The sequence below is a fragment of the Streptomyces sp. NPDC029466 genome (assembly GCF_055574515.1).
On record NZ_JBVHZH010000046.1, the window covers coordinates 24,764 to 48,730 of the forward strand.

Sequence of the window (23,967 nt, forward strand, 5' to 3'; positions counted from 1 at the left end):
TCCCGTCCGACCGTGGCCGCTCATCCGTACCGGCGCAGTTCGTGGAAGAAGCCGTCCACGACCCGCAGTTCCCCGGACCGGACCACCTCGTCGTAGACGTACTTGCCGACCGCGAGATCGAGCACCCCGAGGCCGAAAGGGGAGAAGATCGCGGTCCGGTCCGCGGGCACCGCGACCCGGCCGGCCAGCACATCGTCCAGCGTGCCGTGCAGGAACTCCCGGTTGCCGGTGAGCTGTTCGGTCAGATGCGGGGAGGTGGCGGCACGCAGACAGTGCTCGATGTCGTCGACGATATTGGTCGAGGTCAGCAGGATCTGCGGGGCGAGGTCGCGCAGCGACACATGCACCACCACCGGGTGGTGACCGAACCACGAGACCTCGTGGACATGGGGCTGTGGGGCGACGGTGGCGAAGACCACCAGATCGCTTGCGCGGATCAGCTCCTCCGCACTGTGGTGCACGGTGACCCGCCCGGTGGTCCGGGACTGCTCCAGGTACAGACGGAAGCCGGCCGCGCTCTCCGCGGACAGGTCGTGCACGCCGATCTCGTCGAACGACCAGCCGGTGCCTTCCAGGAAGGTGTGGATGTAGCGGGCGATCAGGCCCGCGCCGAAGAACCCGACGCGGGTCGGGCGGGGGCGCCCGCGGCTGAGCCGGTCGGCCGCCGAGGCCGCCGACGCCGCGGTCCTGGTCGCGCTGATGATCGAGCTCTCCAGGCAGGCGAACGGGTAGCCGGTGTCATGGTCGTTGAGGATCAGTACGGCCGAGGCCCGGGGGATTCCGGCGGCCACGTTCGGCGGGAAGCTGGAGATCCACTTCAGGCCGTCCACCCCGGTCGCCCCGCCGATCGAGGCGGGCAGCGCGATGATCCGGGACGACGGGCGGTCGGGGAGGTGCAGGAAGGACGAGGGCGGATTCACCGACTCACCGGCACCGTGCAGGCGGTAGGTGGCCTCGACCACGTCCACTATCTCCTTCTCGCGTCCCTCCAGCGCCTGCTGCACCTGGGCACCGGAGATCACCGCGAAGGACGGCGTGCGGGGCGGCCCGGGGGGTGTGGGCCGGGACCGGGCGGGACGGACGGTGGTCATGGGTCAGTTCACCTCTACGGTCGGCGAGCAGTCGGTCAGGCGTACGGGGTCGGCCAGGGCCACCACCACGTCCCGCGGCCCCTCGAAGGCCTCCCGGCTGTGCGCGCTGCGGACGTTGTCGACGAGCAGCAGGTCACCGGCCTCCCACGGCCGGCGCACGGTGTGGGCGTCGTAGACCTCGTTGAGCAGGTGGACGACGTCCTCGGCGAGGGGGTCGCCGTTTCCGTAGCGGGTGTTGAACGGCAGGCCGTCGGGACCGTACTCGTCGATCAGGTACTCCCGCACTTCGGGCGCCATCGTCCACTCGTTGAGGAACGCGATCTGGTTGAACCAGCAGCGGCGGCCGCTGACGGGGTGGTGCAGCACGGCACTGCGGCGCTGGGTGGTGCGCAGACCGCCGTCCGGCTGCCAGACGAAGTCGATGGCGTGGGCGCGGCAGTAGCGCTCGACGGCCTCCCGGTCCTCGGTGCCGAACGCCTGGTCCAGCGTGGCCCCGATCTCGGGGTGGTAGCTGCGGGTCAGCAGCCAGCCCTCCCGCTCGAACCGCTCGGTCAGGGCCGGGGGCAGGGCGTCCAGCACGGCGGCCGAGTCGGCCACCCCGGTGGCCCCGCCGGTGGTGGGGGCGCCCAGGCACCCGAACAGCATCAGCCCGGGGAACTCCAGGGTGTAACTCAGCTCGTGGTGCATGCACATCGGCTGGTTCGGGGGCCACTTCGACGCGGAGTAGACGCCCTCGGAGTAGGTCTGCCGTAGGGCGAACGCCTCCCGCTCGGTCAGCGGGGCGACGCCCAGGCCGTGGCGCACGGCGCCGACCCCGGCCGGGTCGCGCATCCCCAGGCCCCGGATCAGCACCGCACCGTGCTCGGCGACGACGGCGCGCAGGGCGTCCCGTCGCTCGGCCGCCCAGTGCGCAGCGCTGTCGGTGGTCCGGACCCGCAGCATCGGAGGTGTGCCGGGTTCCCGTTCCAGTTCGGGCAGTGAGATCGAAAGGGACGACACCATGGTGGTTCTCCTCTCCGTGGCGGCTCGGGACGCAGCCGGCCGTGCGGTGTCGCACCGCACGGCCCGTGCGGCGTCGTTCGGTGGGGTCCGTGGCCGTCCGGCCCGGTCGTCGACCTGCCGGGCGAGGTCGGCGAGGACCGGATGCCGGGTGAGGTCCCGGACGGAGACCGCACGGCCCAGGGAGACCGCGAGGGCCACGGCGGACAGCGAAGTGCCGCCGCAGTCGAAGAAGTTGTCCTGCCGGCCGATCCGGTCCTGGGGCATGCCGAGCACCTCGGCCCAGGCCGCGGCCAGCCGTCGTTCCGTCGGCGTACGCGGTGCGTGGTAGTCGTCCTCGACCGTGTCGAGTCCGCCGGCGAGTGCCTCCAGCGCCTTCTTGTCGATCTTGCCGTTGGCGGTCAGCGGAAGACTCTCCCGCCAGAGGAAGACGGACGGCACCATGTACTCCGGCAGCAACTCGCCCAGCCGGCCCCGGAGGACATCGGCCTCCAGCGCATGCCGACCGGAGTAGAAGGCCACCAGGCGTTTGCCGTGTCCCGCCCGCTGGGTGACCACCACCGTGCCGTCGCCGACCCCGGGCACCCGGAGCAGGGCGTTCTCGATCTCACCCATCTCGATACGGAAACCACGGATCTTGACCTGGCTGTCCCGGCGGCCGAGGAACTCCAGCTTCCCGTCCGGGAGCCAGCGCCCATGGTCACCGGCCCGGAAGAGCCGCTGCCCCGGACGGTGTGGATCCGGCACGAAGGCCGGCCGGGTGCGCTCAGGATCGTTGATGTACCCGCGGCCCACGCAGACCCCGGAGAAGACGATCTCTCCGGGGGCGCCGAGCGGCACCGGCGCCAGGTGTTCGTCCACGACGTACACCCGCACATTGTTGACGGGGCGTCCGAGCGGGACCCGCTCGGCGTCCGGCACCCCGTCCATCACCTCGTGGTGGGTGTCGTCCGACGTCTCGGTCAGCCCGTAGGCGTTGACCAGAGGGATCCCGGGCCGGGCCGCGAACCAGCGCTGCACCAGCTCCTTCTTCAGCGCCTCCCCGGTGACCGACACACACCGCAGATCCGGCAGCGCGCCGGGTCGCTGCGCGAGGGCGGACAGCACGACATCGAGGTACGACGGGACCACCTGGAGCACCGTGGCCCCTCCGTCGCCCACCGTGTCGAGGAAACGTCCCACATCCAGCACGGCCGCCTGCTCGACCAGCAGGGTCCGGCCGCCGACCAGCAGCGCCGAGAGCAGCTGCCACAGGGAGATGTCGAAGCACTGGGGCGCGGTCTGGGCGACCACCTGCCCCTCGTCGATCGCCAGGTCATCGATCTTGGCGTAGAGGTGGTTGAGCATGCCCAGGTGCTCACACATCGCGCCCTTGGGCTCACCGGTGGAGCCCGAGGTGAAGTAGATATACGCCAACTGGTCCTGGTCGACCCGGACCTCGGGGTCGCTGTCCGCCGGGCTCGCTGCGCAGACGGCGTCGATGAAAAGGGTCCGGACCCCGGGCACCGAGGTGAGGGCCCGGTCGAGGCCGGCGGTGCTGCCGGGTTCCGTCAGCACCTGACGGCACCCGGCGCGCGAGAGCATCAGCGCGATCCGGCCGGGCGGAAAGTGCGGCTCCACCGGCAGGTACACCCCGCCGGCCTTGAAGATCGCGATCACCGCGGCCAGCCACTCCAGATTGCGTTCGGTGACCACCGCGACGACGTCTTCCCGGCCCAGCCCGCGGGCCAACAGGGCGTGCGCCAACCGGTTGGCGCGGACGTTGAGTTCCCGGTACGTCCACCGCCGGCTCCCGTGTACGGCGGCGACGGCGTCCGGGTGCTCGCGCACCCGCTGCTGGAACATCTCGTGGAACCGGCGGTCCGGCAGCGGCCGGCTCGGTCCGGCCAGTCCTTCGAGCTGACACCGGAGTTCCTCGGCGGAGAGCAGGGACTGCCGCCGGTGCTCGGCGTCCGGATCGGCGGCGAGCAGCGTGAGCGCGGTGCGGTAGTAGCCGCCGATCCGGGCGGCGCAGTCCGCGTCGAGGACCTCGGTCCGGTACCGCAGCCGCAGCACCTCCCGCCCGTCGTGGCGTACGAGGGCGACCCACAGCACGGTGTCGCCGACCGGGCCGCCCTCCGCACCGGGCAGGTCGAACACGGTCTCCGGATCCCCTTCGGCCGGTGCCGGTGCCGGTGCCGGCCCGGACCCGGCGGCCGGGACGCCCCGGCGCCGCAGCAGCTCCACCTCTGCCCGGTGGGTGTCCAGCAGGAGGGTCCGCCAGGAGCCGGCCGCGGTCGTCAGCCGGCACGGCAGCGGAGTGCCGCCCGGCTCGGCGAGGTAGCCGGTGGTGACCTCGTGGTCGCCGGACAGCACGGCCAGCACCTTGGCGTGCGCGGCCAGCAGCACCGAACTCAGCGGCATCCGCAGCCGGTCGGCCAGCCGGCGCAGGGTGGCCGGCAGCGGTTCCGGAAGGGCCGTCGTGTGCTCGGCGGTCCCCGGAACCGGGACGCGGGCCCAGCGCGGAACCCTGGTGTACGCGCCGTCGGCCGGCCCACCGCGATCGCGGCGGGCGTGGGCTGTCATGGATGTGGTCATAGGCTCCTACCTCCAGCCCTCGCCGGTCTCCTGGCCGCTGGTCTGCCGGGCCGGATTGCCGCCCCAGTGCGCATGCGGCGGCACGGCCTCGCCCTTCATGAGGAAGGAGTCGGGCGCGAGCACCGCACCGTCACCCACGGCCACGCCGTAATGGACGAAGGCGCCGACGCCGAGCGTGCAGCCCGCGCCGAGCGTGCTGCGGTCGGACTTGAAGGTGCCGTCCTCCTGCGAGTGGCACTGGACGACACTCCCCACGTTGAGGGTGCAGCCGTCCCCGATGGCGGCCAGGGTCCGCTCGGTCAGATAGCAGCCGTCGTCGAATACCCTGCGGCCGATCCGGACCCCCAGCAGCCGCCAGATCAGGTTCTTGAACGGGGTGCCGTTGAAGAACAGCAGATAGGTCTCCGAGGGCACCTTCCAGAAGCGCTCCCGCCGCCAGAAACGCGGATCGTAGATCGAGCAGAACAGCGGGCTCAGGGGATGGAGCGCCGTCACGGCCCGTTCGACCAGCACGAAGTAGACGACACCGGACACCAGCACCAGGACGTTGCCCAGCGCGATCGCCAGGGGGCCGAGGGAGTCATAGAGCTCCGCGGCGACCGCCACGAGCAGGGTGACCCAGAAGAAATAGAGCCAGCGCACCAGGAGGTACAGCGCCATGGTGGCGGCGTTGTGCCGGTTCTTGGCGGCGAGATGGCGGCGCAGCTGCGCACCGTTCTTCAACTGGTCGAAGGTGCTGTCCCGTTGGACCGAGCGGGGAATCTCGAAGCTGGGTGAGCCGAGGAGCCCGACGCCCTCCCGGACCTCGCCGTCGACCGGGACCATGACCTTCGTCGCGAGCAGGCAGTTGTCGCCCGTCTTTCCCCGCGAGGGGTAGGCGATCCGGTTCCCGAGGAAGTTGCGTGGCCCGATCGAGGTCCGGCAGACGCGGAAGGAGGTGTCCGAGAAGTCGGCGTTCATGACGGACAGGCCGTCGGCGACCATCGTCCCGCTCCCGACGGAACTCAGGTACGGCGTCTCGTGCTTGACCTCGGTACCGAAGTTCGACCCGGTCTGCTCGATCCGGGAGAGGTCGTACCCGAGACCCCGCAGATAGTGCACGATGGCGGAGCTGTCACCGAACAGCCGCATCAGGAACTTCCGGTTGGTGGTGAGCGCGATCAGCCGGTGCACCGCGTAGTGGAAGCCGTACAGCGGATAGACCTTGCCCGGTGTGATGGTCCGGCTGAGCAGCCGGGGGACCGTGGCCTGGAAGAGCAGCCCGAGCGGCACGGCGGCGAAGAAGAGCAGGGACAGCAGCAGGGCGTTCACGTAGAACGTCCCGTCGGCCAGCGCCGTGGGTCCGGGTTCCAGGACCGCGGTGAGTTGCGGCGCCTCGGCCAGCAGGATGCCCACACCGCCGACCGCCAGCGGCACGTACAGCAGCAGTACGGTCGCCAACTGGAGTGCGCTGTGCACCGACCTGCGCAAGGCGCCGCAACGGGCCGGCCCCACCACGCGGTAGTCCACGTCGGTCCGCTGTGCCGGCGATCCGTGCCAGTGCTCGCCGTCCGGCACCACCTGCCCGCTGTGCAGCGACGAGGCATGGCCGAGCTGCGCGCCGTCGCCCAGTGCCGTGTCGATGTCGAGCACCGTGGCCTCACTGATGACCACGTTCTTGCCGAGGACCACCGTGCCCGTCTGCACCAGACCGGCCTGTGCCCGGTAGCAGTTGAGGAACGAGTCCTTACGGATGACGGTGCCGTCGCCGAGGGCCAGCAGATCCGTGCACACCGGCACATTGCGCGAGAAGACCGTGACGCCGCGCCCGATTTTCGCGCCCAGGGCCCGGAGATAGAGCGTGTAGAGCGGCGAACCGACGAACAGCACCAGCGGATTCGCGCGGATCAGCGTTTTGACGACCCAGAAGCGGACGTACGGCAGGCTCCAGACGCGGAACTGCCGGTGCTTCCACCGGCCGATGAGGACCCACTTCACCAGGATCGGAAGGGCGCACAACAACAGCAGACCGGCCGCGCCGCACAGCACCGAGCGCAGATATCTGCCGGACATGCCGGACCCGGCGGCGATCCACTCATAACCCCAGGCCGTGGCGACCGCGACGAGGGAGGTGTACCCGAGGAACGTCAGCAGTTGCAGTGCTCCGCACAGGACGTACCGAGAGGTGCCCCGGACAGCGGGAGCCGGCGCCGACGGGGGAGTCGGTGCCGGGGGCGGGGCCTCGACCGGGAAAGACAGTGGGGAGCCCGCCAACGCCGTGGCCAGCGCCCGGATCGTGGGATACCGGTAGATGTCTTTCATCGACACCGGCGGCAGGTCGGCACGCTTCCTGACCCGCGCACAGAAATGTGCCATCACCAAGGAGTCGGCGCCCAGGTCGTCGAAGAAGTGCCGGTCCACCGGCGGCTGTCCCGTACCCATGACCTCGGCCAGCGTGACGGCGAGGGCGGCCTCCAGGGCCGGACCATCCGCGCCGCACCGGCCGGCCGGGGAGTCCTCCGGATACGAGGTCAGTTCTTCGACCGGCTCTCCGACCATGGCGACCTCCCTGACAAGCGCCGACGACCGTCGTCCCGTCACCGGGTCCCGCAGGCGCTCGATGGGCGTCGCACGGGCAGTTCCTAATGTGTATTCGAGGCCCGTACGGGTGTGGATTGCGCCAAATGCCCATTTTCTTCTGCGGGGATTTCCCCGTTCCCCTACGCAAGAGCTCCTCCGCAAGAGCTCCACAGCGGCAATGACCTGCTGCTTCGGCCCCTTGGAGACCCGGTCGACGGGCGTCGTCCGCATCCCGCACCCGCCGGCGCGCCGAGCGGCACGGTGCGCGGGCCGGAAGGGCGCCCCCTCAGCCGAACGGGCCCCGACCGGCTGCGGTCCGCGTGAGGGAACGTCAGCCTGGGAGGGCGCGGCCGGTACGTGGCGACGCGTCCGGCCGCGCTCCATCCCGGGGAACCGGGCCGCACCGGACTGACGAGGGGACGGTCGACACGCTGTGAGGCGCATTTCGCACACCGCACCCGAGGGGCCCCGGCCGCCGGAGCGGTCTGCCGCTGACCGTCACGTGGACGATCTGCTCGTGCGGGTCGCCCAGGGTGACGAGCGTGCGTTCGTCGGCGTGTACGACGCCCTCGTGGTGCCCGCCATGGGCCTGGCCTATCGGATCCTGCGCGATGAGGCACAGGCTGAAGAGGTGACTCAGGACGTGATGATCGAGGTGTGGCGGAAGGCCGACCGGTTCCGTCCCGAGCGCGGTGCCGCGAAGTCCTGGGTCCTGACGCTGGCCCACCGGCGAGCGGTGGAACGGGTGCGATCGGTGCGGGCCGGGGCGGAACGCGAGCGGAAGGCCGCGCAGCTGGCTCACCAGACCCCGTTCGACGAGGTGGTGGAGGCCGTGGAGGAGCGGGAGGAACGGGCGCAGGTCTACCGCTGTCTGGCCGGTCTCGGGAACACCCAGCGCCTGCCGCTGGTCCTCGCCTACTACCAGGGAATGACCTACGCGGAGGTCGCCGAGGCCCTGTCCACCCCCACGGGCACGGTCAAGACGAGGATGCGCACCGGCCTGCGGAGACTGCGCGTCTGTATGGGAGGCGACTGATGTCTGCTGCCGAGGATCCGCACGAGGCGGTCGGGGCGTATGTCCTGCATGCCCTGCCGCCCGAGGAGGCGGCCGCCTTCGCCACCCACCTGGCCGGCTGCGACGCCTGCACCCGGGAGGTCGCCGACCTGGAGGCCACCGTCGCGTGTCTGGCCGAAGCGGAAGCGGTCACCCCGTCCGACGCGCTGCGCCAACGGGTCCTCGACCGGATCGCGACCACCGCCCAGGAGCAGCTGCTCCGCCGCGAGCCGTCCCGGCGCGAAGGGCCGCGACTGGACCTGGAGGTCTGACCCGCCGGGACGGCCGTACGCACGGCTCGCGATCCGACGGCCGGGCCCACCCGTGGCGCCGGGCAGTGTGGTCCGACCACACGACCTGTGTGACATAGTTTTTGCACGGGGGCATGAGGGCCGAGCCGGGGAGTTGGGGATGACCGCCGAATGGCGACCTGTGCGGCAGTCGCGTACGCATGAGCTCGTGCTGGAGCGCATCGAGGAGCGGGTGCTCGCCGGTGAGCTCAAGGCCGGGGACCGGCTGCCGCCCGAGCGCGAGCTGGCGCCGGTCCTGGGCGTCAGCCGGTCCGCGCTGCGCGAGGCGCTGCGGGTGCTGGAGACGATCGGGGTGCTGGTCGCCCAGGCCGGGCGCGGGCCGGACGCCGGGGCGCGGATCGTACGCAACCCGGACGACGCGCTGGGCCGGCTGCTGCGCCTGCACTTCGCCCTGGGCAGTTACCGTCTGCACGATGTGCTGGAGGCCCGGGTGGTCCTGGAGCGCTCCAGCTTCGAGGCGGCCGCGGAGCACGCCTCGGCGCAGGACCTCGACGAGGCGGCAGCGCTCCTGGAGCGGATGCGCGAGCCCGGCGTGGGGGCCGCCGACTTCAACGACCTCGATACCCGGTTCCATGTCGCCATCGCGCGCAGCTCGGGCAACCAGCTGACCTCCACCCTCACCTCGGCCGTGCGGGAGTCGGTGCGTCCGCTGATCCTGCGGGCGCTGGAGACGGCGGAGGACTGGCCGGCCACGGCGGCGGCGCTGAACGCCGAGCACACCGAGCTGCTGCGACTGGTACGGGACGGCAAGGGCGCGAAGGCCGCCGACCTGGCCGAGGCGCATATCCGCGGTTTCCACGGCCGGCTGGTCGACGAGAACGCCCCGGCGGAGCAGGAGGCTGAGCAGGGGGACGAGGGCCGGGCGGGCGCGGACCGCTGAGTCCGCCCGGCCCCTCCCGTACACCGCCCGTACGCCTACGGCAGCATCCAGGACAGCACCGGCAGCGACTGGAGATAAACCAGCACGCACAGGACCGCCAGCATCGCGACGCTGTAGCCGGCGACCTTGCGCAGCAGGATCCGCTCGGCGCCGGGCAGTTCCACCGCGGTCGCCGCGATGGTCAGGTTCTGCGGGCTGATCAGCTTGCCGACCACGCCGCCCGTGGTGTTGGCGGCCACCAGCAGGGTCGGGTCGATGCCCGCGGTCTTGCCGGCGGTCTGCTGAAGGGTGGCGAACAGCGCGTTCGACGAGGTGTCCGAGCCGGTCACTGCGGTGCCGAGCCAGCCGAGGACGGGGGAGAGCAGCGCGAAGAGCCCGCCCGCGGCGGCGAGCCAGGTGCCGATGGCGAGGGTCTGCCCCGACTGGTTCATCACGTAGCTCAGGGCCATCACGGTGGCGACCGTGGCGATGGCGGTGCGCATGTTCCGCAGGGTGCGACCGGCGCAGGACAGTCCCGTACGCGCCGTCATCGGAAAGCGGTCGGCGTCCTTCGCACGGCTGTAGATCAGCATCACCAGGAGCCCGGAGAGCAGCAGCAGGGTGCCGGGATTGGCCAGGACCTCCAGCTTGTAGACGGCGCTGCCCGCGGGCGAGCCGTCGGGGGCGAGGAGGTGGCCGTACAGGCCCGGCCAGTCGAGCTGGAGGGTGAGGGAGCCGAGCAGCCCGGGTATGTCGAGTCCGCCGACGTCGAGCTTGGCGAGCGCGAAGACCGCGATGACCAGGAGGTACGGCAGCACGGCCAGGAAGGTGCGGCGGCGGGTCAGCGGTTCGGCCGTGACCTGGGAGCGCTGGTCGTCCGGTGTCGTGGGGGTCCAGAAGCGCAGCATGACCACCGCGGCCCCGAAGCCGGCGAGCGCGGCGACGACATCGGTGAGTTCGTAGGCGAAGTGGGCCGAGCACCAGAACTGGGCCAGCGCGAAGACGGCGCCGGTGACCAGGGCGACGGGCCACAGCTGCCGCAGACCGCGCCGGCCGTCGACGAGGAAGAGCAGCAGCTGCGGCACGAAGAGGGCGAGCAGCGGGCTCTGCCGGCCGATGACCGCGGCGAGGGACTCCGCGGGGATACCGGTGAGATTGCCCGCGGTGGTGATGGGAATGGCCATGGCGCCGAAGGCGACCGGCGCGGTGTTCGCGACCAGGACGGTGACGGCCGAGGTGAGCCGGGGCAGCCCGAGCGCCATCAGCATGGCGGCGGTGATCGCGACGGGTGCGCCGAAGCCCGCCAGGGCTTCGAGCAGTCCGCCGAAGCAGAACGCGATGAGCATGGCCTGGATGCGCAGATCGCCGCGGCCCACGGCGTTGAAGGAGCGGCGCAGATCGTCGAAACGGTGGCTGACGACGGTGAGTTCGTAGAACCAGATGGCCGACACGACGATCAGCATCACCGGGATGAGCCCGAAGGCCGCGCCCTGGGCGGCGGACAGCGCGCCGAGCCGCAGCGGCATGCCGTAACCGAGGACCGCGACCAGGAGTGCGGTCAGCAGGGCCCCGAGGGCGGAGTGCAGCGCGGAGCGCTTGGCCGCCATCAGCAGCAGGAAGAAGGCCGCCAGGGGCACCAGGCCCAGTAGCGCGGTGGTGGTGAGACTGTCCCCGACGGCGGTCACGTCGGGGGTGTAGGCCGCCAGGGCAGCGGGCGGAGTGGTGGCCACGGAGTGCTCCTCATCGAGTTCTGCGCGCCGTCCGGCCGGGGGTGAACGTGCTCTGCCGGCCATAGCGGTGCCGTGTGGCTGACGATCGGCCCTCAGTAGCCCACCGAAGATGTCGCATGTCAATAAGGTCGGACCAAACTGCGTCCTTACTTTTCCCGCTCGGTTCGAGAGGAGTATGGTCGGACCATAAGCGCCAGGGAGGCTCTATGCGCATCGCTCTCTTCGCCACCTGTCTGGGAGACACGCTCTTCCCGGAGGCGGTGAAATCCACCGCGGTACTCCTGGCCCGCCTGGGCCATGACGTGGTCTTCCCGCCGCAGCAGACCTGCTGCGGCCAGATGCATGTCAACACCGGCTATCAGCGGGAACCGGTGCCGCTGGTGCGGAACTTCGCCGAACAGTTCGGCGACCCGGCGATCGAGGCCGTGGTGGTGCCGTCGGGCTCCTGCGCGGGCTCGGTCCGCCATCAGCACGAGCTCGTCGCCGAACGCTACGGGGACGCGGCCCTCCGCGCCGGAGTGGCCGCCGTGCGGACCAAGACGTACGAGCTGTCCGAGTTCCTCGTCGATGTCCTCGACGTGACGGACGTCGGCGCGTACTTCCCGCACCGGGTGACCTACCACCCCACCTGCCATTCGCTGCGCATGCTGCGGGTCGGCGAGAAGCCGCTGCGGCTGCTGCGCGCCGTCGAGGGCATCGACCTGGTGGAGCTGCCCGAGGCCGACGCCTGCTGCGGCTTCGGCGGCACCTTCGCGGTCAAGAACGCCGAGACCTCCACCGCGATGCTGCGGGACAAGATGGACCACATCACCGGCACCGGCGCCGCGGTGTGCACGGCGGGCGACTCGTCCTGTCTGATGCATATCGGCGGTGGCCTCTCGCGCATCAGGTCCGGCACGCGGACCCTGCACCTGGCCCAGATCCTCGCCGCCACCCGCACCGCGCCGCACGTCCTGACGGAGGCCGCCCGATGAGCAGTCCGACCGGCCCCGCGACGCAGGGCACCTTCCTCGGTATGCCGGCCGTCCCCCCGCGCTCCCCGTACGGGACGGGCCATCTGCGCGGTGAGCGCGGCTTCCCCCGGGCCGCCCACGACGAGCTGGGCAACGAGCAACTGCGCCGCAACCTGGGCAAGGCCACCCACTCCATCCGCGCCAAGCGCCTCGCCGTCACCGGCGAACTGCCCGACTGGGAGCAGCTGCGCGACACCGGCTCGGCCATCAAGACCGACACCATGAACCGGCTGCCCGAACTGCTGGAGCAGCTGGAGCGGAAGGTCACCGAGCGCGGTGGCACCGTCCACTGGGCCCGGGACGGCGTCGAGGCCAACGAGATCGTCACCCGGCTGGTCCGGGAGACCGGCAGCGACGAGATCCTCAAGGTCAAGTCGATGGCCACGCAGGAGATCGGCCTCAACGAGCATCTGGCGGGCCAGGGGATCGCGGCGCTGGAAACCGATCTGGCCGAGCTGATCGTGCAGCTCGCCGACGACCGGCCGTCGCACATCCTGGTGCCCGCGATCCACCGCAACCGCGAGGAGATCCGGGAGATCTTCCTCCGGCACATCCCGGGCGTCGACCCCGCACTGGACGCCGACCCCGCCCGGCTCGCGGCCGCGGCGCGCGCGTTCCTGCGCGAGAAGTTCATGACGGCCAAGGTGGCCGTCTCCGGCGCCAACTTCGGCATCGCCGAGACCGGCACCCTGGCGGTGGTCGAGTCCGAGGGCAACGGCCGGATGTGTCTGACGCTGCCCGAGACGCTGATCACCGTCATGGGCATCGAGAAGATCCTGCCACGCTTCCAGGACCTGGAGGTCTTCCTCCAGTTGCTCCCGCGCTCCTCGACCGGCGAGCGGATGAACCCCTACACCTCGCTGTGGACGGGCGTGACGCCGGGCGACGGCCCGCAGGAGTTCCATCTCGTGCTGCTCGACAACGGGCGGACCGCGGCGCTCGCGGACCGGATCGGGCGCGCGGCGCTCCACTGCATCCGCTGCTCGGCCTGCCTCAACGTCTGCCCGGTGTACGAGCGGACGGGCGGTCATGCCTACGGATCGACGTACCCCGGCCCGATCGGTGCGGTGCTCACCCCGCAGCTGGCCGGCATGCACGGCGCCAAGGACGATCCCAACAGCTCGCTGCCGTACGCCTCCAGTCTGTGCGGAGCCTGCTTCGACGCCTGCCCGGTGAAGATCGACATTCCCTCGCTCCTCGTCGAGCTGCGGCACCAGCACACCGAACAGTCCGGGACGACCGCGGAGAAGCTGGCGATGAAGGCCGCGGCCGCGGTCATGAAGCGGCCGGGGCTGTTCACCGCCGCGCAGAAGGCGGCTGGGCTCGGACGCCTGCCCGCGGGGCGGGATGGCAGCCTCTCCCGGCTGCCCCCGCCGCTCAACGGCTGGAGCGACAGCCGTGACACCCCCGCCCCGCCCCGGCAGACCTTCCGCTCCTGGTTCGCCTCCGCCGAGGGCGCGGCCGCGATGCGGGCCGCCGCGGCAGAAGGCGCCCGGCACACCGACGACGCTCCGCAGGAGGACTCGTGACCGCGACCGCACGGGAGACGGTGCTCCGCCGTGTCCGCGACGCCCTGACCCTGTCCGACGGGCCCGAGGTGACCGTCCCCCGCGCCTATCGCACCGGTCGCACCCTCCCCGACGAGGAGCGGCTCGCCCTCTTCGTCGACCGGCTCGTCGACTACCGGGCGCAGGTGCGCACCTGCACCGCCGCAACCACCTCGGCGGCGCTCGCCGAGGTGCTGCAGGCGCACGGTGCACGGAAGATCGGGGTGCCCCCGGGGCTCGATCCGGCCTGGCTGGCCGGTTACGACGGGGAGACGGTGACGGATTCCGCGGAGGTGCCGGCGCCCTCGCTCGATGAGCTGGACGGGGTGGTGACGGGCTCCGCCGTCAGCTGCGCCGAGACCGGCACGATCTTCCTGGACGGCGCCGCCGCGGACCAGGGGAGGCGCGCGCTGACCCTCGTCCCCGATCTGCATGTCTGTGTCGTCGAGCTGTCGTCGGTGCGGACCGGAGTGCCGGAGGCGGTGGCCCAGTTGACGCCGGAGCACCCGATCACGATGATCAGCGGCCCCTCGGCGACCTCCGACATCGAGCTGGAGCGGGTCGAGGGGGTGCACGGTCCGCGCACGCTGGCGGTGGTGATCCGCACCGACCGCTGAGCGGCTGGGTCGTGCCCCGGGGCGCGGCCGCCCGCACGGGGCGGGCCGCGCCGTCCACCACCGTGCCGCTTCGCGCGGCAGCCGCAGGCCGTCGAGGCCGACCGCCGCGGCGAGTTGGGCGGAAGCACGCGGATCGTCACCGAAGGGCCTGTCTACAGGCTCCGGTTGTCCAGCACCGCCACCGCCCGTCGCACCCGGGCGGTCTCCTCGGTGTCCACGTCCCCGACGAGCAGGTCCGGCCGGTCACCCAGCTGTCCGCGTACGGTCCCGTCGGGGCCGATCAGCGCGCTGTGCCCGACACCGGTCGGCGCCTTGGTGGGGGCCTCGGGATCGGCCTGCGGATCCGGAGCGGCCTGATTGACCGCCGCCAGCCAGACCGTCGCGTCCAAGGCGCGCGCCCGTACGAGCAGGTCCCACTGGGCGCGCTTGCCGGGCCCAGCGGCCCAGGCGGCGGGCAGTACCGACACCGTGGCCCCCGCATCGGCGTGGGCCCGGAACAGTTCGGGGAACCGCAGGTCGTAGCAGGTCGCCAGGCCCACCCGGACCCCGTCGACATCGATGGTCACCACGCGCTTCCCGGGGGCGACCGCGTCGGACTCCCGGAATCCGAAGGCGTCATACAGATGGATCTTGTCGTAGAACTCCTCGACCCCGGGCCCGGTGGCCAGCAGGGTGTTGGTCACCCGCCCGTCGTCCGCCGGGGTGAACATGCCCGCCACCACGGTCACGCCGGTCTCCCGGGCCACCGCCCGCACCCCTTCCGCCCACGGGCCGTCCAGCGGCTCGGCCACCCGCCCGAGCGCGGCCCCGAACCGCACCATGGCCGCCTCCGGAAGGACCGCCAGCCGGGCCTCCTCGCGTGCCGCACGGCGGACCTGGTCCTGGACGATCGCGAGGTTCTCCTTCGGATCGGTCGATGCCGTCATCTGGCACAGCGCGATACGCATGCGGATCTCTTCTCTCTCGTGCGGTGTCCTCACGGCCTGGTTCCGGCGCCGCCCGGCCGTCGCACCGCCGGGAGCGCCGGTGACCATCCTGCCTGCCGACTGCCCGGGGCCGGTCGTCAGACAGGTGCACTCCTCCTCATCGTGCGCCTGAACCCGCCCCAGGAGCACGTCCGGGAGCACGTCCGGGAGCACGTCCGGGAGCATGTCCGGGAGGGGCTACGGGGATCCCGGCTCCTCCCGGACGGCACGGCGGGCGGCCTCCTCACGGTCGGTTACCGGCCTGAGATCCTGCGTGAGGGTGTCCCGGCGCCGGAGCCCTTCGGCGAACGGCCGGGCGGGCCGGTGTCAGACAGTGCTCAAGTCCCCGCCCGTACCGGCGATTTCCTCCGGGCGCAGCAGTGCCGCGAGCCGGTCGGCGGGCAGCAGCCCCTTTTCCAGGACGAGTTCGGCGACGCCGCGTCCGGTGGCGAGTGCCTCCTTGGCGATCGCGGTGGCGGCGGTGTAGCCGATGTGCGGGTTGAGGGCGGTGACCAGGCCGATGGAGTTCTGCACGCTGGCCCGGAGCGTCTCCGTGTTGGCGGTGATGCCCGCCACGCAGCGCTCGGCGAGGGTGCGGCAGGCCGCCCCGAGATGGGTGATGCTCTCCGAGAGGGAGTGCAGGATGACCGGCTCGAAGGCATTGAGCTGGAGCTGGCCCGCCTCGGCCGCCATGGTGATGGTGACGTCGTTGCCGATGACCTCGAAGGCGACCTGGTTGACGACCTCGGGGATCACCGGGTTGACCTTGCCGGGCATGATGCTCGAACCGGCCTGCACCGGCGGCAGGTTGATCTCCGCGAGGCCGGCGCGCGGGCCGGAGGAGAGCAGCCGCAGGTCGTTGCAGCTCTTCGAGAGCTTGACGGCGATGCGCTTCAGGACGCCCGACAGATGGACGAACGCCCCGCAGTCCTGGGTGGCCTCGACGAGGTTGGCGGCGGTGACCAGCGGCAGCCCGGTGAGGGCGGCCAGATGGGTGCGGGCCGCCTCGGCGTAGCCCTTGGGGGCGTTGAGGCCGGTGCCGATGGCGGTGGCGCCGAGGTTGATCTCGTGGATGAGCAGGACCGCCTCCGCCAGCCGGCTCTGGTCCTCCTCCAGCATCACCGCGTACGCCGAGAACTCCTGGCCCAGGGTCATCGGCACCGCGTCCTGGAGCTGGGTGCGCCCCATCTTGAGGATGTCGCGGAACTCCTCGGCCTTGGCCGCGAAGGCCGTACGCAGAACGGTCATCGAGTCGAGCAGTTCCCGGACGGCGATGATCGTGGCGACGTTGACGGCGGTCGGGTAGACGTCGTTCGTCGACTGGCTCAGATTGACGTGCTCGTTGGGGTGCAGATGGCCGTAGTCGCCCTTGCCATGGCCCAGGATCTCCAGTGCCCGGTTGGCGATCACCTCGTTGGCGTTCATGTTCGTCGAGGTCCCGGCACCGCCCTGGATGACGTCGACGACGAACTGGTCGTGCAGCTGTCCGCCGGACCGGATCTCCCGGCAGGCGGCGGCGATCGCGTCGGCCCGCTCGGTGTCCAGCAGACCGAGGTCCTGGTTGGCCCGGGCCGCGGCCTCCTTGACGGCGGCGAGCGCATTGATCAGGTGCGGGTAGGTGGCGATCGGCGTACCGGTGATGGGGAAGTTCTCCACGGCGCGCAGGGTGTGCACGCCCCAGTACGCCTCGGCGGGTATCTCCCGGTCGCCGAGCAGATCGTGTTCGCGGCGGTGGCCGGCGGAAGTCATGGTGCAGCGGGTCCTTTGCGAGGTGGAGCGGAGGGGGAGGAGGCCGGGCGGGTGAGCCCGGCGGAGAGGTGATGAGGCGTCAGGTCACTTACGGGGCAAGGGCGCCCGCCGCCCGCAGCGCCCCGACCGGGGCGCCGCCCCCGATGACGGGTGCGGTGGCGAACGGGGCGAGGATGCCGGGGTCGATGCCGCAGCGCGCCAGGGCCGCCGCCGTCACCGGCATCCGGGCGCGGTCACCGCCGTCGGCGATCTTCACACCGACCGCCCGCCCGTCCGGCAGGGCCGCGATCTGCACGCCCTCGAAGCCGTCCTTGGCGAGCAGACCCGGCACCGCCCGCACCAGCCGGGCGACGTCCCGCCGGCTGCCGGACACCATCTCCGGGTGTGTGCGCATGGCGTGGGCGACCCGGCCCTCCCCGGTGCCGGGGGCGGCCGTCGCCAGCCGGGCGGCGGCCCGGGTCAGCCCGTGGAGGGAGACGGAGAACAGCGGGGCGCCACAGCCGTCGACCGTGACCCGCGCGATGCCCTGGCCGGTGAGGTCTTCGACCGTCGCGGCGAGTTCCCGCTGCAACGGATGGCCGGGGTCGAGGTAGCCGTCCAGGTCCCAGCCGCGGGTGCGGCAGGTCAGCAGCATGGCGGCGTGCTTGCCCGAGCAGTTCTGTGCGAGCCGGGTGGGCCCCAGACCGCGCCGGATCCACTCGTCCCGTACGGCGGGGTCGTACGGCAGATCGGGCACGTTGCGCAGCTCGTCCTCGGTCAGGTCGCCGGCGGCCAGGATCTCCCGGGCCGTGGCCAGATGGCGGTCCTCGCCGGAGTGGCTGGCCGCGACCAGGGCCAGCGACGGATCGTCCAGCGGCGGCAGGCCCGCGCGCAGCAGGCCGACCGCCTGGACCGGCTTGAGTGCCGAGCGCGGGTAGAACGCGGCCTCGATGTCGCCCGCCTGGAATGCCACGCTCCCGTCGGCCGCCAGCACCACGACGGAGCCGTGGTGGACGCCCTCGACGATGCCTCCGCGGACCACATGGGCGACGGGGGCATGGGCCGGTTCGCGGACCGCGGGCGGGGTGCCCGCGGTGCGGTGCGGCGGCAGGGTGGTGCTCTGGCTCATGATCAGTTCTCGGTGCTTTCGGTGCCGTGGGGGTGGTCTGTGCCGTGGGTGTTCTTGGTGCGCTGAGCGGGGGGTGTGGTGTCCGGGTGCTCGCCGCGCGCCGCGGCTTCCTGGAGGGTGCCGACCCGGCCCCGTACCAGGAACCAGCCGCCGACCAGCGCGGCCACGATCAGCGGCAGCGACAGCACGGTGGTGCGGCCGGCTCCGCCGTCGGCCCACATCAGGACCAGGACCAGGGCCAGGAAGGCCAGCGTGACGCACTCGGTCCACGGCGAGCCGGGGAGCCGGTAGCTGGGGCGGACGAGCTGTCCGGCACGCGCCTTCCGCCAGAAGAGCAGATGACAGAGCATGATCATCGACCAGGTGCTGAGGATGCCGATCGCCGCGAAGTTCAGCACGATCTCGAACGCCTCGCTCGGCACGACATAGTTGAGGCCCACGCCCAGCACACAGACCCCGGAGGTGAGCAGAATGCCGCCGTACGGGACCTGGCTGCGGCTCATCACGCCGGTGAACCGCGGCGCGGAACCGGACATCGCCATCGAGCGCAGGATGCGCCCGGTGGAGTAGAGGCCGGAGTTGAGGCTGGACATCGCGGCGGTCAGCACGACGAGGTTCATCACACCGCCCGCTGCCGGTATCCCGATCTTGGACAGCACGGTGACGAAGGGGCTCTCCCCGGCCGAGTACGCGCTCCAGGGCAGCAGCATCGCCAGCAGGACCACCGAGCCGACGTAGAAGACGGCCACCCGCCACATGATGGAGTTGATCGCCTTCGGCATGACCTTCTCCGGCTCCGCGGTCTCGCCCGCCGTGACACCGACCAGCTCGACCGACGCATAGGCGAACACCACACCCTGGATGACCAGCAGCATCGCCAGGGTCCCGGTCGGGAAGACGCCGCCGTGGTCGGTGACCAGCGAGGGGCCGGGGGAGTGGCCGGCGACCGGGTGCTGGGTGACGAGCAGGAAGATGCCGATCAGCATGAAGACGACCAGCGCGCCGACCTTGACGATCGCGAACCAGAACTCCATCTCGCCGAAGATCTTCACGGAGATGAGGTTCACGGTCAGCACGACCGCGAGCGCGATCAGCGCGATCACCCACTGCGGTATCTCGGAGAACATGCCCCAGTAGTGCGTATAGGTCGCCACCGCCGTGATGTCGGCGATTCCGGTGGTCGCCCAGTTCAGGAAGTACATCCAGCCCGCGACGAACGCGCCCTTCTCGCCGAGGAACTCCCGGGCGTAGGACACGAACGCACCCGAGGACGGCCGGTGCAGCACCAGCTCGCCCAGCGCGCGCACCACCAGGAAGGCGAACAGGCCGCAGAGCGCGTACGCCACGGCCAGCGACGGTCCGGCACTGGCGAGCCGGCCGCCCGCGCCGAGGAACAGCCCGGTGCCGATGGCCCCGCCGATCGCGATCATGTTGATGTGCCGGGACTTCAGGGACTTCTGGTAGCCGGCGTCACCGGCGTCCACATGCCCGCCCGCCTGCTGATGCGCGCCCTGTGAGGCGCTCTGTTGTTGCTGCCGTTCCGCCTGCCGGAGGGATTGCTCGCTCACGCGTGATCCTCGTCTTCCGTGGAGGGGTCCGTACGGTGCTGCGACCGCACGATGGTGGTCAGCGTCGTCTCGACGCGGGCGAGGTGGTGCGCCATGGCTTCCACCGCGTCGTGTTCGGAGCGGTCGACGAGGGCCTCGACGATCGCCCGGTGTTCCCTGTTCGACTGCTCGCGCCGGCCGCCGAGCTCATTGAGGAAGGCCGACTGGCGGGCCAGCGCATCGCGGATCTCCTCGATGACCCGGCGGAAGACCGGATTGCCGGCCGCCTGGGCGATGGCGAGATGGAAGAGGCTGTCCATCGCCACCCACGCGGTGGTGTCGGTCTCCTGCTCCATCCGGTCCAGCAGACGGTTCAGCTGATCGAGGTCCTCCGCCGTGTGGCGCATCGCCGCGTAGCCGGCCACCGGGATCTCCACATGGCGGCGCACCTCAAGCAGGTCGCTCGCCGCGTAGTCGCCGAAGGTCGGGTCCGCCACGGCGCCGTCGGAGATGACGAAGGTGCCCTTGCCGGTGCGCGAGACCGTCAGCCCCATGGTCTGGAGCGCCCGCAGCGCCTCCCGGAGCACGGGTCTGCTCACTTCCAGCCGCCGGCAGAGCTCCGCCTCGGAGGGGAGCTTGTCCCCGACCGCGTACTCGCCCCGCTCGATGGCGCCGCGCAGATGGTTCAGGACCGCTTCCATCGCGCTGATCCGTCGGGGCATCTCGCCAGCTGTCTGGCTGTCTGACAGGTTCACCCCGGGATCGTCGATTCCAGCCGGGGGAGCTGTCAAGGGGTGCGGCGCAGATCATCCCCGGATCCGGGCCCGGACCCGGGAGTCCCGCGCCCCTCCCTCCCGTTTTCGTTCCGCTCCGTGCCGAATCCGCTACCGCGGGTGCGGCCATTCCCCGTCGTGCCGTCCGTCGCCGCGGAAGTCCAGCATGTAGAAGACCTTGTCGTAGCGGCGTCCGCCCATCGCCACGAAGTCGGGCAGCCGGCCGTATTCACGGAAGCCGAGCGACCGGTAGAGGGTCAGTGCCCTGGTGTTGTCGGCCCGGGCGTCCAGGGTGAGGACCTCGATCCCCGCACCCCGCGCGTCCTCGACCAAGGCGCTGGTCAGTGACCGTCCGAGGCCCTGGCCATGGGCCTCGGAGGCCACCGCGATCTTCTCCAGATCCGCGTGCTGCCGATTGGTCGGACGGGCATAGCGCAGCCAGTACCCCAGCCCGACCAGCCGTGGGCCCGCGTACGCCGCCCGCAGCGCCCCCTCCCCGGTGTGGGCGGCCCGCACGACACGGTCGACCAGCTCCGCCACCTCGCCCCGTCCGGGCGGGTCGACCCAGCCGAGTGGTGCGCCGCCGCTGACCAGGTCCGCCAGGATCCGGTGAGCCGCCTCGGCGAAGTCCGTCGCCCGGTCCGCGTCGGCGGCCAGCTGGAGGGCGTCCAGGATCTCGGGCGCGGGGTCGGCGGGCATTCCGTTGGTTGCCGTTGGATTCATGATCGGCAGCCTAGGGGGCGGCCGGCGTCCGCTGCCATGGAGCGGCGAAGGGAGCAACTCCGCCTGCGGTCAAGGGGTATGGGGGCGCCGGGGGAGCCGGCCGGGTCCCGCGAGCGCCGGCTGTGCGGCGACCGCGGGGCGGCGCGCACCGGGCCGGGCGGTCGACGGCGCGCAACCCACGGGGGCGGTCAGTGGGTGCCGGCCCAGCGGTAGCGGTGTTCGGGGCGCCCGGTGTCCCCGTATTTCAGGGTGAGGATGATGTGGCCGCCGCGTTCGAGGTGCTTCAGATAGCGCTGGGCCGTGGAGCGGCTGACGCCGGCGCGCTCGGCGACCTCGTGGGCGGACAGCGGGTGCCCGACCGCGCCCAGGACCCGGCGGATCAGGTCGACGGTCGCGGCCGAGTGGCCCTTGGGGAGCTCGGTGTGCGGGGAGTCGGTGGTCCGGAAGGCGCCGAAGATCCGGTCCACCTGTTCCTGGCCGGCCTCGCCGCGGCCGCCTATCCCCTCGACGGTCCGGCGGAGCGCCGCATAGCCGTCGAGCTTGGTGCGCAGACCGGAGAAGCCGAACGGTTTGACGAGGTATTGCAGCGCCCCGGAGCGCATCGCGTCCTGGACCGTACCGACGTCCCGGGCCGCCGTCACCATGATCACGTCGGTGCGGTGGCCGAGCTGCCGCAGCCGACGGACCAGGCTCAGGCCCGTCTCGTCGGGCAGATAGTGGTCGAGCAGCACCAGATCGACATGGGTGCGCTCCAGTGTGGCCAGCGCCTGCGCGGCGGTGTGCGCGCGGCCGGTGACCCGGAAGCCGGACACCTGGGACACATATGCGGCATTGATCTCGGCGACGTGGAAGTCATCGTCCACGACCAGGACATCGATCATCGTGAGGTTCCGCTCCCCAAGGGTCTTCGCTTCCGCGACTCCAGGTGTTCCGGGCGCTCCCGACGCCCGGGCGCGCCCGGCACCGAGGCGTCCTCCGGGGCGAGGGCCTCGGGCAGGACGACGGTGAAGACCGCCCCGCCGCCCGCGCGGGCGGTCACCCTGGCCATCCCGCCATAGCGTTCGGCGAGCCGGCGCACCAGCGCCAGGCCGATGCCCCGGCCGCGGTGGAAGGCCACCGGACCCGCGGGCGCTCCCTCCCCGGGGACGGGCCGGGCGGCCTTGGTGGACCAGCCCTCGGCGAAGATCCGCTCCCGTAGCTCCGGCGGCACCCCCGGCCCGGTGTCCGAGACCCGCAGTACGGCGGTGCTGCGCTCGGCCCGCAGCTCCACCTCGACGAACGGCTCGGCGCAGCGGCGCTCCGCGGCGGCGTCCAGCGCGTTGTCGAGGAGATTGCCCAGCACCGTCACCAGGTCGCGCGGGTCGACCACGGTGTCGGGCAGCAGCGTCGACGCTGACACCCGCAGGGACACCCCGCGTTCGGCCGCGATCGCCGCCTTGCCGACGAGCAGCGCGGACAGCAGCGGATCGGACACCCGCTCCGCGATCTGTTCCGCGGACGCCCGCTGCGTACTGGCCACTTCGGTGACGAACTCCACCGCCTTCTCGTACCGGCCGAGCTCCAGCAGCCCGCGCACGGTGTGCAACTGATTGGCGTGCTCGTGGTCCTGGGCCCGTAGGGCGTCCAACAGCCCCTGGGTGCTGTCCAGTTCACGGCCCAGCAACTCCAGCTCGGTACGGTCCCGCAGGGTCACCACCGCCCCGCCGTCCTGGGTCGGCATACGGTTGGCGATCAGCACCCGGCCGCCGCTGACGGCCAGCAGATCCGGTCCGGCCACCCGCCCGGCCAGCACCTCCGTCGTCCGGCCCGGCGGCAGCACCTCCTCCAGCGCCCGGCCGGCGGCCCGGCCGTCCAGCCCCAGCAGCCGTCCGGCCTCGTCATTGACCAGCCGGATCCGGCCGCGCCGGTCGACGGCGACCACCCCCTCGCGAATGCCGTGCAGCATCGCCTCCCGCTCTTCGAGCAGCGCGGAGATATCGGCGAACGCCACCCCGTGCGTACGGCGGCGCAGCCGGCGGGAGAGCACGATCGCGGCCAGCACCCCGACGGCCAGCGCGGCGCCCGCGTACCGCAGCAGCTGGGGGATGGTGCCGAGCAGCCGGTCCCGGACGCTGTCGTAGGCGATCCCGACCGATACCGCGCCGACGATCCGGCCGCGGTCGTCGCGCAGCGGCACCTTGGCGCGGGCCGAACGCCCCAGCGTGCCGGTGTCGATCTGCCGCACCTGCCGTCCGGCGAGGGTCCGGCTCGGGTCGGTGGAGACATGCCGGCCGATCTCGGCGGGGTGGGTGTGCGACCAGCGCACTCCGCGGGTGTCCATCACCACGATGTACAGCGCGCCGGTCGCGGTACGGATCCGCTCCGCGGCGGCCTGCACCGGCCCGTGGGCGTCCGGCCCGGAGGCGACCAGTTCCCGGGCGAGGTCCGGGTCGGCGGCGGTGGTCTGGGCGATGGACTGTGCCCGGCGCATCGCCTGGTCGTCCAGCTCGGTGCCGAGCGGGGCGAGGAAGAGACCGGTGGCGAGCACCATGACCCCGGTGGTCAGGGCCACTTGCGCGGTCAGTACCTGCGCAAAGACCCGTCGGGGCCAGCGGATCCGCATGGGCTCTCCCTTGTCTCCGGCCCTCCGCACCCTTGCGGAACCGAATCTTCCTTTTACTTGGGGGTGCCGGCACCGTATGCCGTGCGTGAGCACCTGTGTACCCCCTGGTAGCCCCTTAGTGGTTCTAGCGTGAGCAAAATGAG

18 protein-coding genes are annotated in these 23,967 nt (G+C 71.6%); 6 read left to right on the forward strand and 12 right to left on the reverse strand.

From position 1 onward, the window contains the following. Window positions 1–20: 20 nt before the first annotated feature. The 3 genes from sbnB to ACZ4XD_RS29640 are packed head-to-tail and all read right to left on the reverse strand — an operon-like array spanning window position 21 to window position 7,205. Window positions 21–1,091, reverse strand: coding sequence for a 2,3-diaminopropionate biosynthesis protein SbnB (gene sbnB, locus ACZ4XD_RS29630; RefSeq protein WP_468047032.1), 1,071 nt, complete (start codon window positions 1,089–1,091; stop codon window positions 21–23). A 3-nt stretch (window positions 1,092–1,094) separates the two neighbouring features. Further along, window positions 1,095–4,655 (reverse strand): non-ribosomal peptide synthetase, encoded by a 3,561-nt coding sequence (locus ACZ4XD_RS29635; protein ID WP_468047034.1) that lies wholly within the window; start codon window positions 4,653–4,655, stop codon window positions 1,095–1,097. A gap of 18 nt (window positions 4,656–4,673) precedes the next feature. Further along, window positions 4,674–7,205, reverse strand: coding sequence for a Pls/PosA family non-ribosomal peptide synthetase (locus ACZ4XD_RS29640; protein WP_468047036.1), 2,532 nt, complete (start codon window positions 7,203–7,205; stop codon window positions 4,674–4,676). Window positions 7,206–7,668: 463 nt separating this feature from the next. Here ACZ4XD_RS29640 and sigK point away from each other — a divergent pair, with 463 nt between their 5' ends. The 3 genes from sigK (at window position 7,669) to ACZ4XD_RS29655 (ending at window position 9,471) form a co-directional block, all read left to right on the forward strand. Then, complete coding sequence (gene sigK, locus ACZ4XD_RS29645; RefSeq protein ID WP_468047096.1) at window positions 7,669–8,262, forward strand: ECF RNA polymerase sigma factor SigK; 594 nt, start codon at window positions 7,669–7,671, stop codon at window positions 8,260–8,262. Then, window positions 8,262–8,552 (forward strand): zf-HC2 domain-containing protein, encoded by a 291-nt coding sequence (locus tag ACZ4XD_RS29650; RefSeq protein ID WP_468047038.1) that lies wholly within the window; start codon window positions 8,262–8,264, stop codon window positions 8,550–8,552. The genes sigK and ACZ4XD_RS29650 overlap by 1 nt, the downstream gene beginning before the upstream one ends. A gap of 139 nt (window positions 8,553–8,691) precedes the next feature. After that, window positions 8,692–9,471 (forward strand): FadR/GntR family transcriptional regulator, encoded by a 780-nt coding sequence (locus tag ACZ4XD_RS29655; RefSeq protein ID WP_468047040.1) that lies wholly within the window; start codon window positions 8,692–8,694, stop codon window positions 9,469–9,471. A gap of 35 nt (window positions 9,472–9,506) precedes the next feature. Here the strand turns inward: ACZ4XD_RS29655 and ACZ4XD_RS29660 are convergent, their stop codons facing one another. Then, a complete protein-coding gene (locus ACZ4XD_RS29660; RefSeq protein WP_468047042.1) occupies window positions 9,507–11,180 on the reverse strand; it encodes an L-lactate permease in 1,674 nt (557 codons plus the stop codon). A 206-nt stretch (window positions 11,181–11,386) separates the two neighbouring features. On the opposite strand from ACZ4XD_RS29660, the gene ACZ4XD_RS29665 reads away from it, so the two are divergent. The 3 genes from ACZ4XD_RS29665 to ACZ4XD_RS29675 are packed head-to-tail and all read left to right on the forward strand — an operon-like array spanning window position 11,387 to window position 14,357. After that, window positions 11,387–12,154, forward strand: a complete 768-nt coding sequence (locus ACZ4XD_RS29665) for a (Fe-S)-binding protein (RefSeq protein ID WP_042152615.1) — start codon at window positions 11,387–11,389, stop codon at window positions 12,152–12,154. Beyond that, window positions 12,151–13,722 carry a LutB/LldF family L-lactate oxidation iron-sulfur protein gene (locus ACZ4XD_RS29670; RefSeq protein WP_468047045.1) on the forward strand — a complete coding sequence of 524 codons (1,572 nt, stop codon included), beginning with the start codon at window positions 12,151–12,153 and terminating at the stop codon, window positions 13,720–13,722. Before ACZ4XD_RS29665 ends, ACZ4XD_RS29670 begins: the two co-directional genes overlap by 4 nt. After that, the gene (locus ACZ4XD_RS29675; protein ID WP_468047047.1) at window positions 13,719–14,357 is read left to right on the forward strand and encodes a LutC/YkgG family protein; all 639 of its coding nucleotides are present in this window, start codon (window positions 13,719–13,721) and stop codon (window positions 14,355–14,357) included. The genes ACZ4XD_RS29670 and ACZ4XD_RS29675 overlap by 4 nt, the downstream gene beginning before the upstream one ends. Before the next feature lie 152 nt (window positions 14,358–14,509). On the opposite strand, the gene ACZ4XD_RS29680 is transcribed toward ACZ4XD_RS29675, so the two are convergent. The 8 genes from ACZ4XD_RS29680 to ACZ4XD_RS29715 all read right to left on the reverse strand — a co-directional run bounded on the left by ACZ4XD_RS29680 (window position 14,510) and on the right by ACZ4XD_RS29715 (window position 23,824). Beyond that, entirely contained in the window at window positions 14,510–15,304 is a 795-nt protein-coding gene (locus ACZ4XD_RS29680; RefSeq protein WP_468047049.1) for a carbon-nitrogen hydrolase family protein, read from the reverse strand. Window positions 15,305–15,649: 345 nt separating this feature from the next. Continuing rightward, on the reverse strand, window positions 15,650–17,071 hold the full coding sequence (aspA, locus tag ACZ4XD_RS29685) for an aspartate ammonia-lyase (protein ID WP_468047051.1): 1,422 nt from the start codon (window positions 17,069–17,071) through the stop codon (window positions 15,650–15,652). 88 nt (window positions 17,072–17,159) lie between these two features. Continuing rightward, window positions 17,160–18,179: an asparaginase gene (locus ACZ4XD_RS29690; RefSeq protein WP_468047053.1), complete on the reverse strand. Its 1,020-nt coding sequence runs from the start codon at window positions 18,177–18,179 to the stop codon at window positions 17,160–17,162. Window positions 18,180–18,181: 2 nt separating this feature from the next. Continuing rightward, entirely contained in the window at window positions 18,182–19,747 is a 1,566-nt protein-coding gene (locus ACZ4XD_RS29695; RefSeq protein WP_468047055.1) for an amino acid permease, read from the reverse strand. After that, window positions 19,744–20,481, reverse strand: a complete 738-nt coding sequence (locus ACZ4XD_RS29700; RefSeq protein ID WP_468047057.1) for a FadR/GntR family transcriptional regulator — start codon at window positions 20,479–20,481, stop codon at window positions 19,744–19,746. Before ACZ4XD_RS29700 ends, ACZ4XD_RS29695 begins: the two co-directional genes overlap by 4 nt. 129 nt (window positions 20,482–20,610) lie before the next feature. Continuing rightward, entirely contained in the window at window positions 20,611–21,222 is a 612-nt protein-coding gene (locus ACZ4XD_RS29705; RefSeq protein ID WP_468047059.1) for a GNAT family N-acetyltransferase, read from the reverse strand. A gap of 188 nt (window positions 21,223–21,410) precedes the next feature. Next, the gene (locus ACZ4XD_RS29710; RefSeq protein WP_468047060.1) at window positions 21,411–22,103 is read right to left on the reverse strand and encodes a response regulator; all 693 of its coding nucleotides are present in this window, start codon (window positions 22,101–22,103) and stop codon (window positions 21,411–21,413) included. Continuing rightward, on the reverse strand, window positions 22,100–23,824 hold the full coding sequence (locus ACZ4XD_RS29715; protein WP_468047062.1) for a sensor histidine kinase: 1,725 nt from the start codon (window positions 23,822–23,824) through the stop codon (window positions 22,100–22,102). Before ACZ4XD_RS29715 ends, ACZ4XD_RS29710 begins: the two co-directional genes overlap by 4 nt. Window positions 23,825–23,967: the final 143 nt, after the last annotated feature.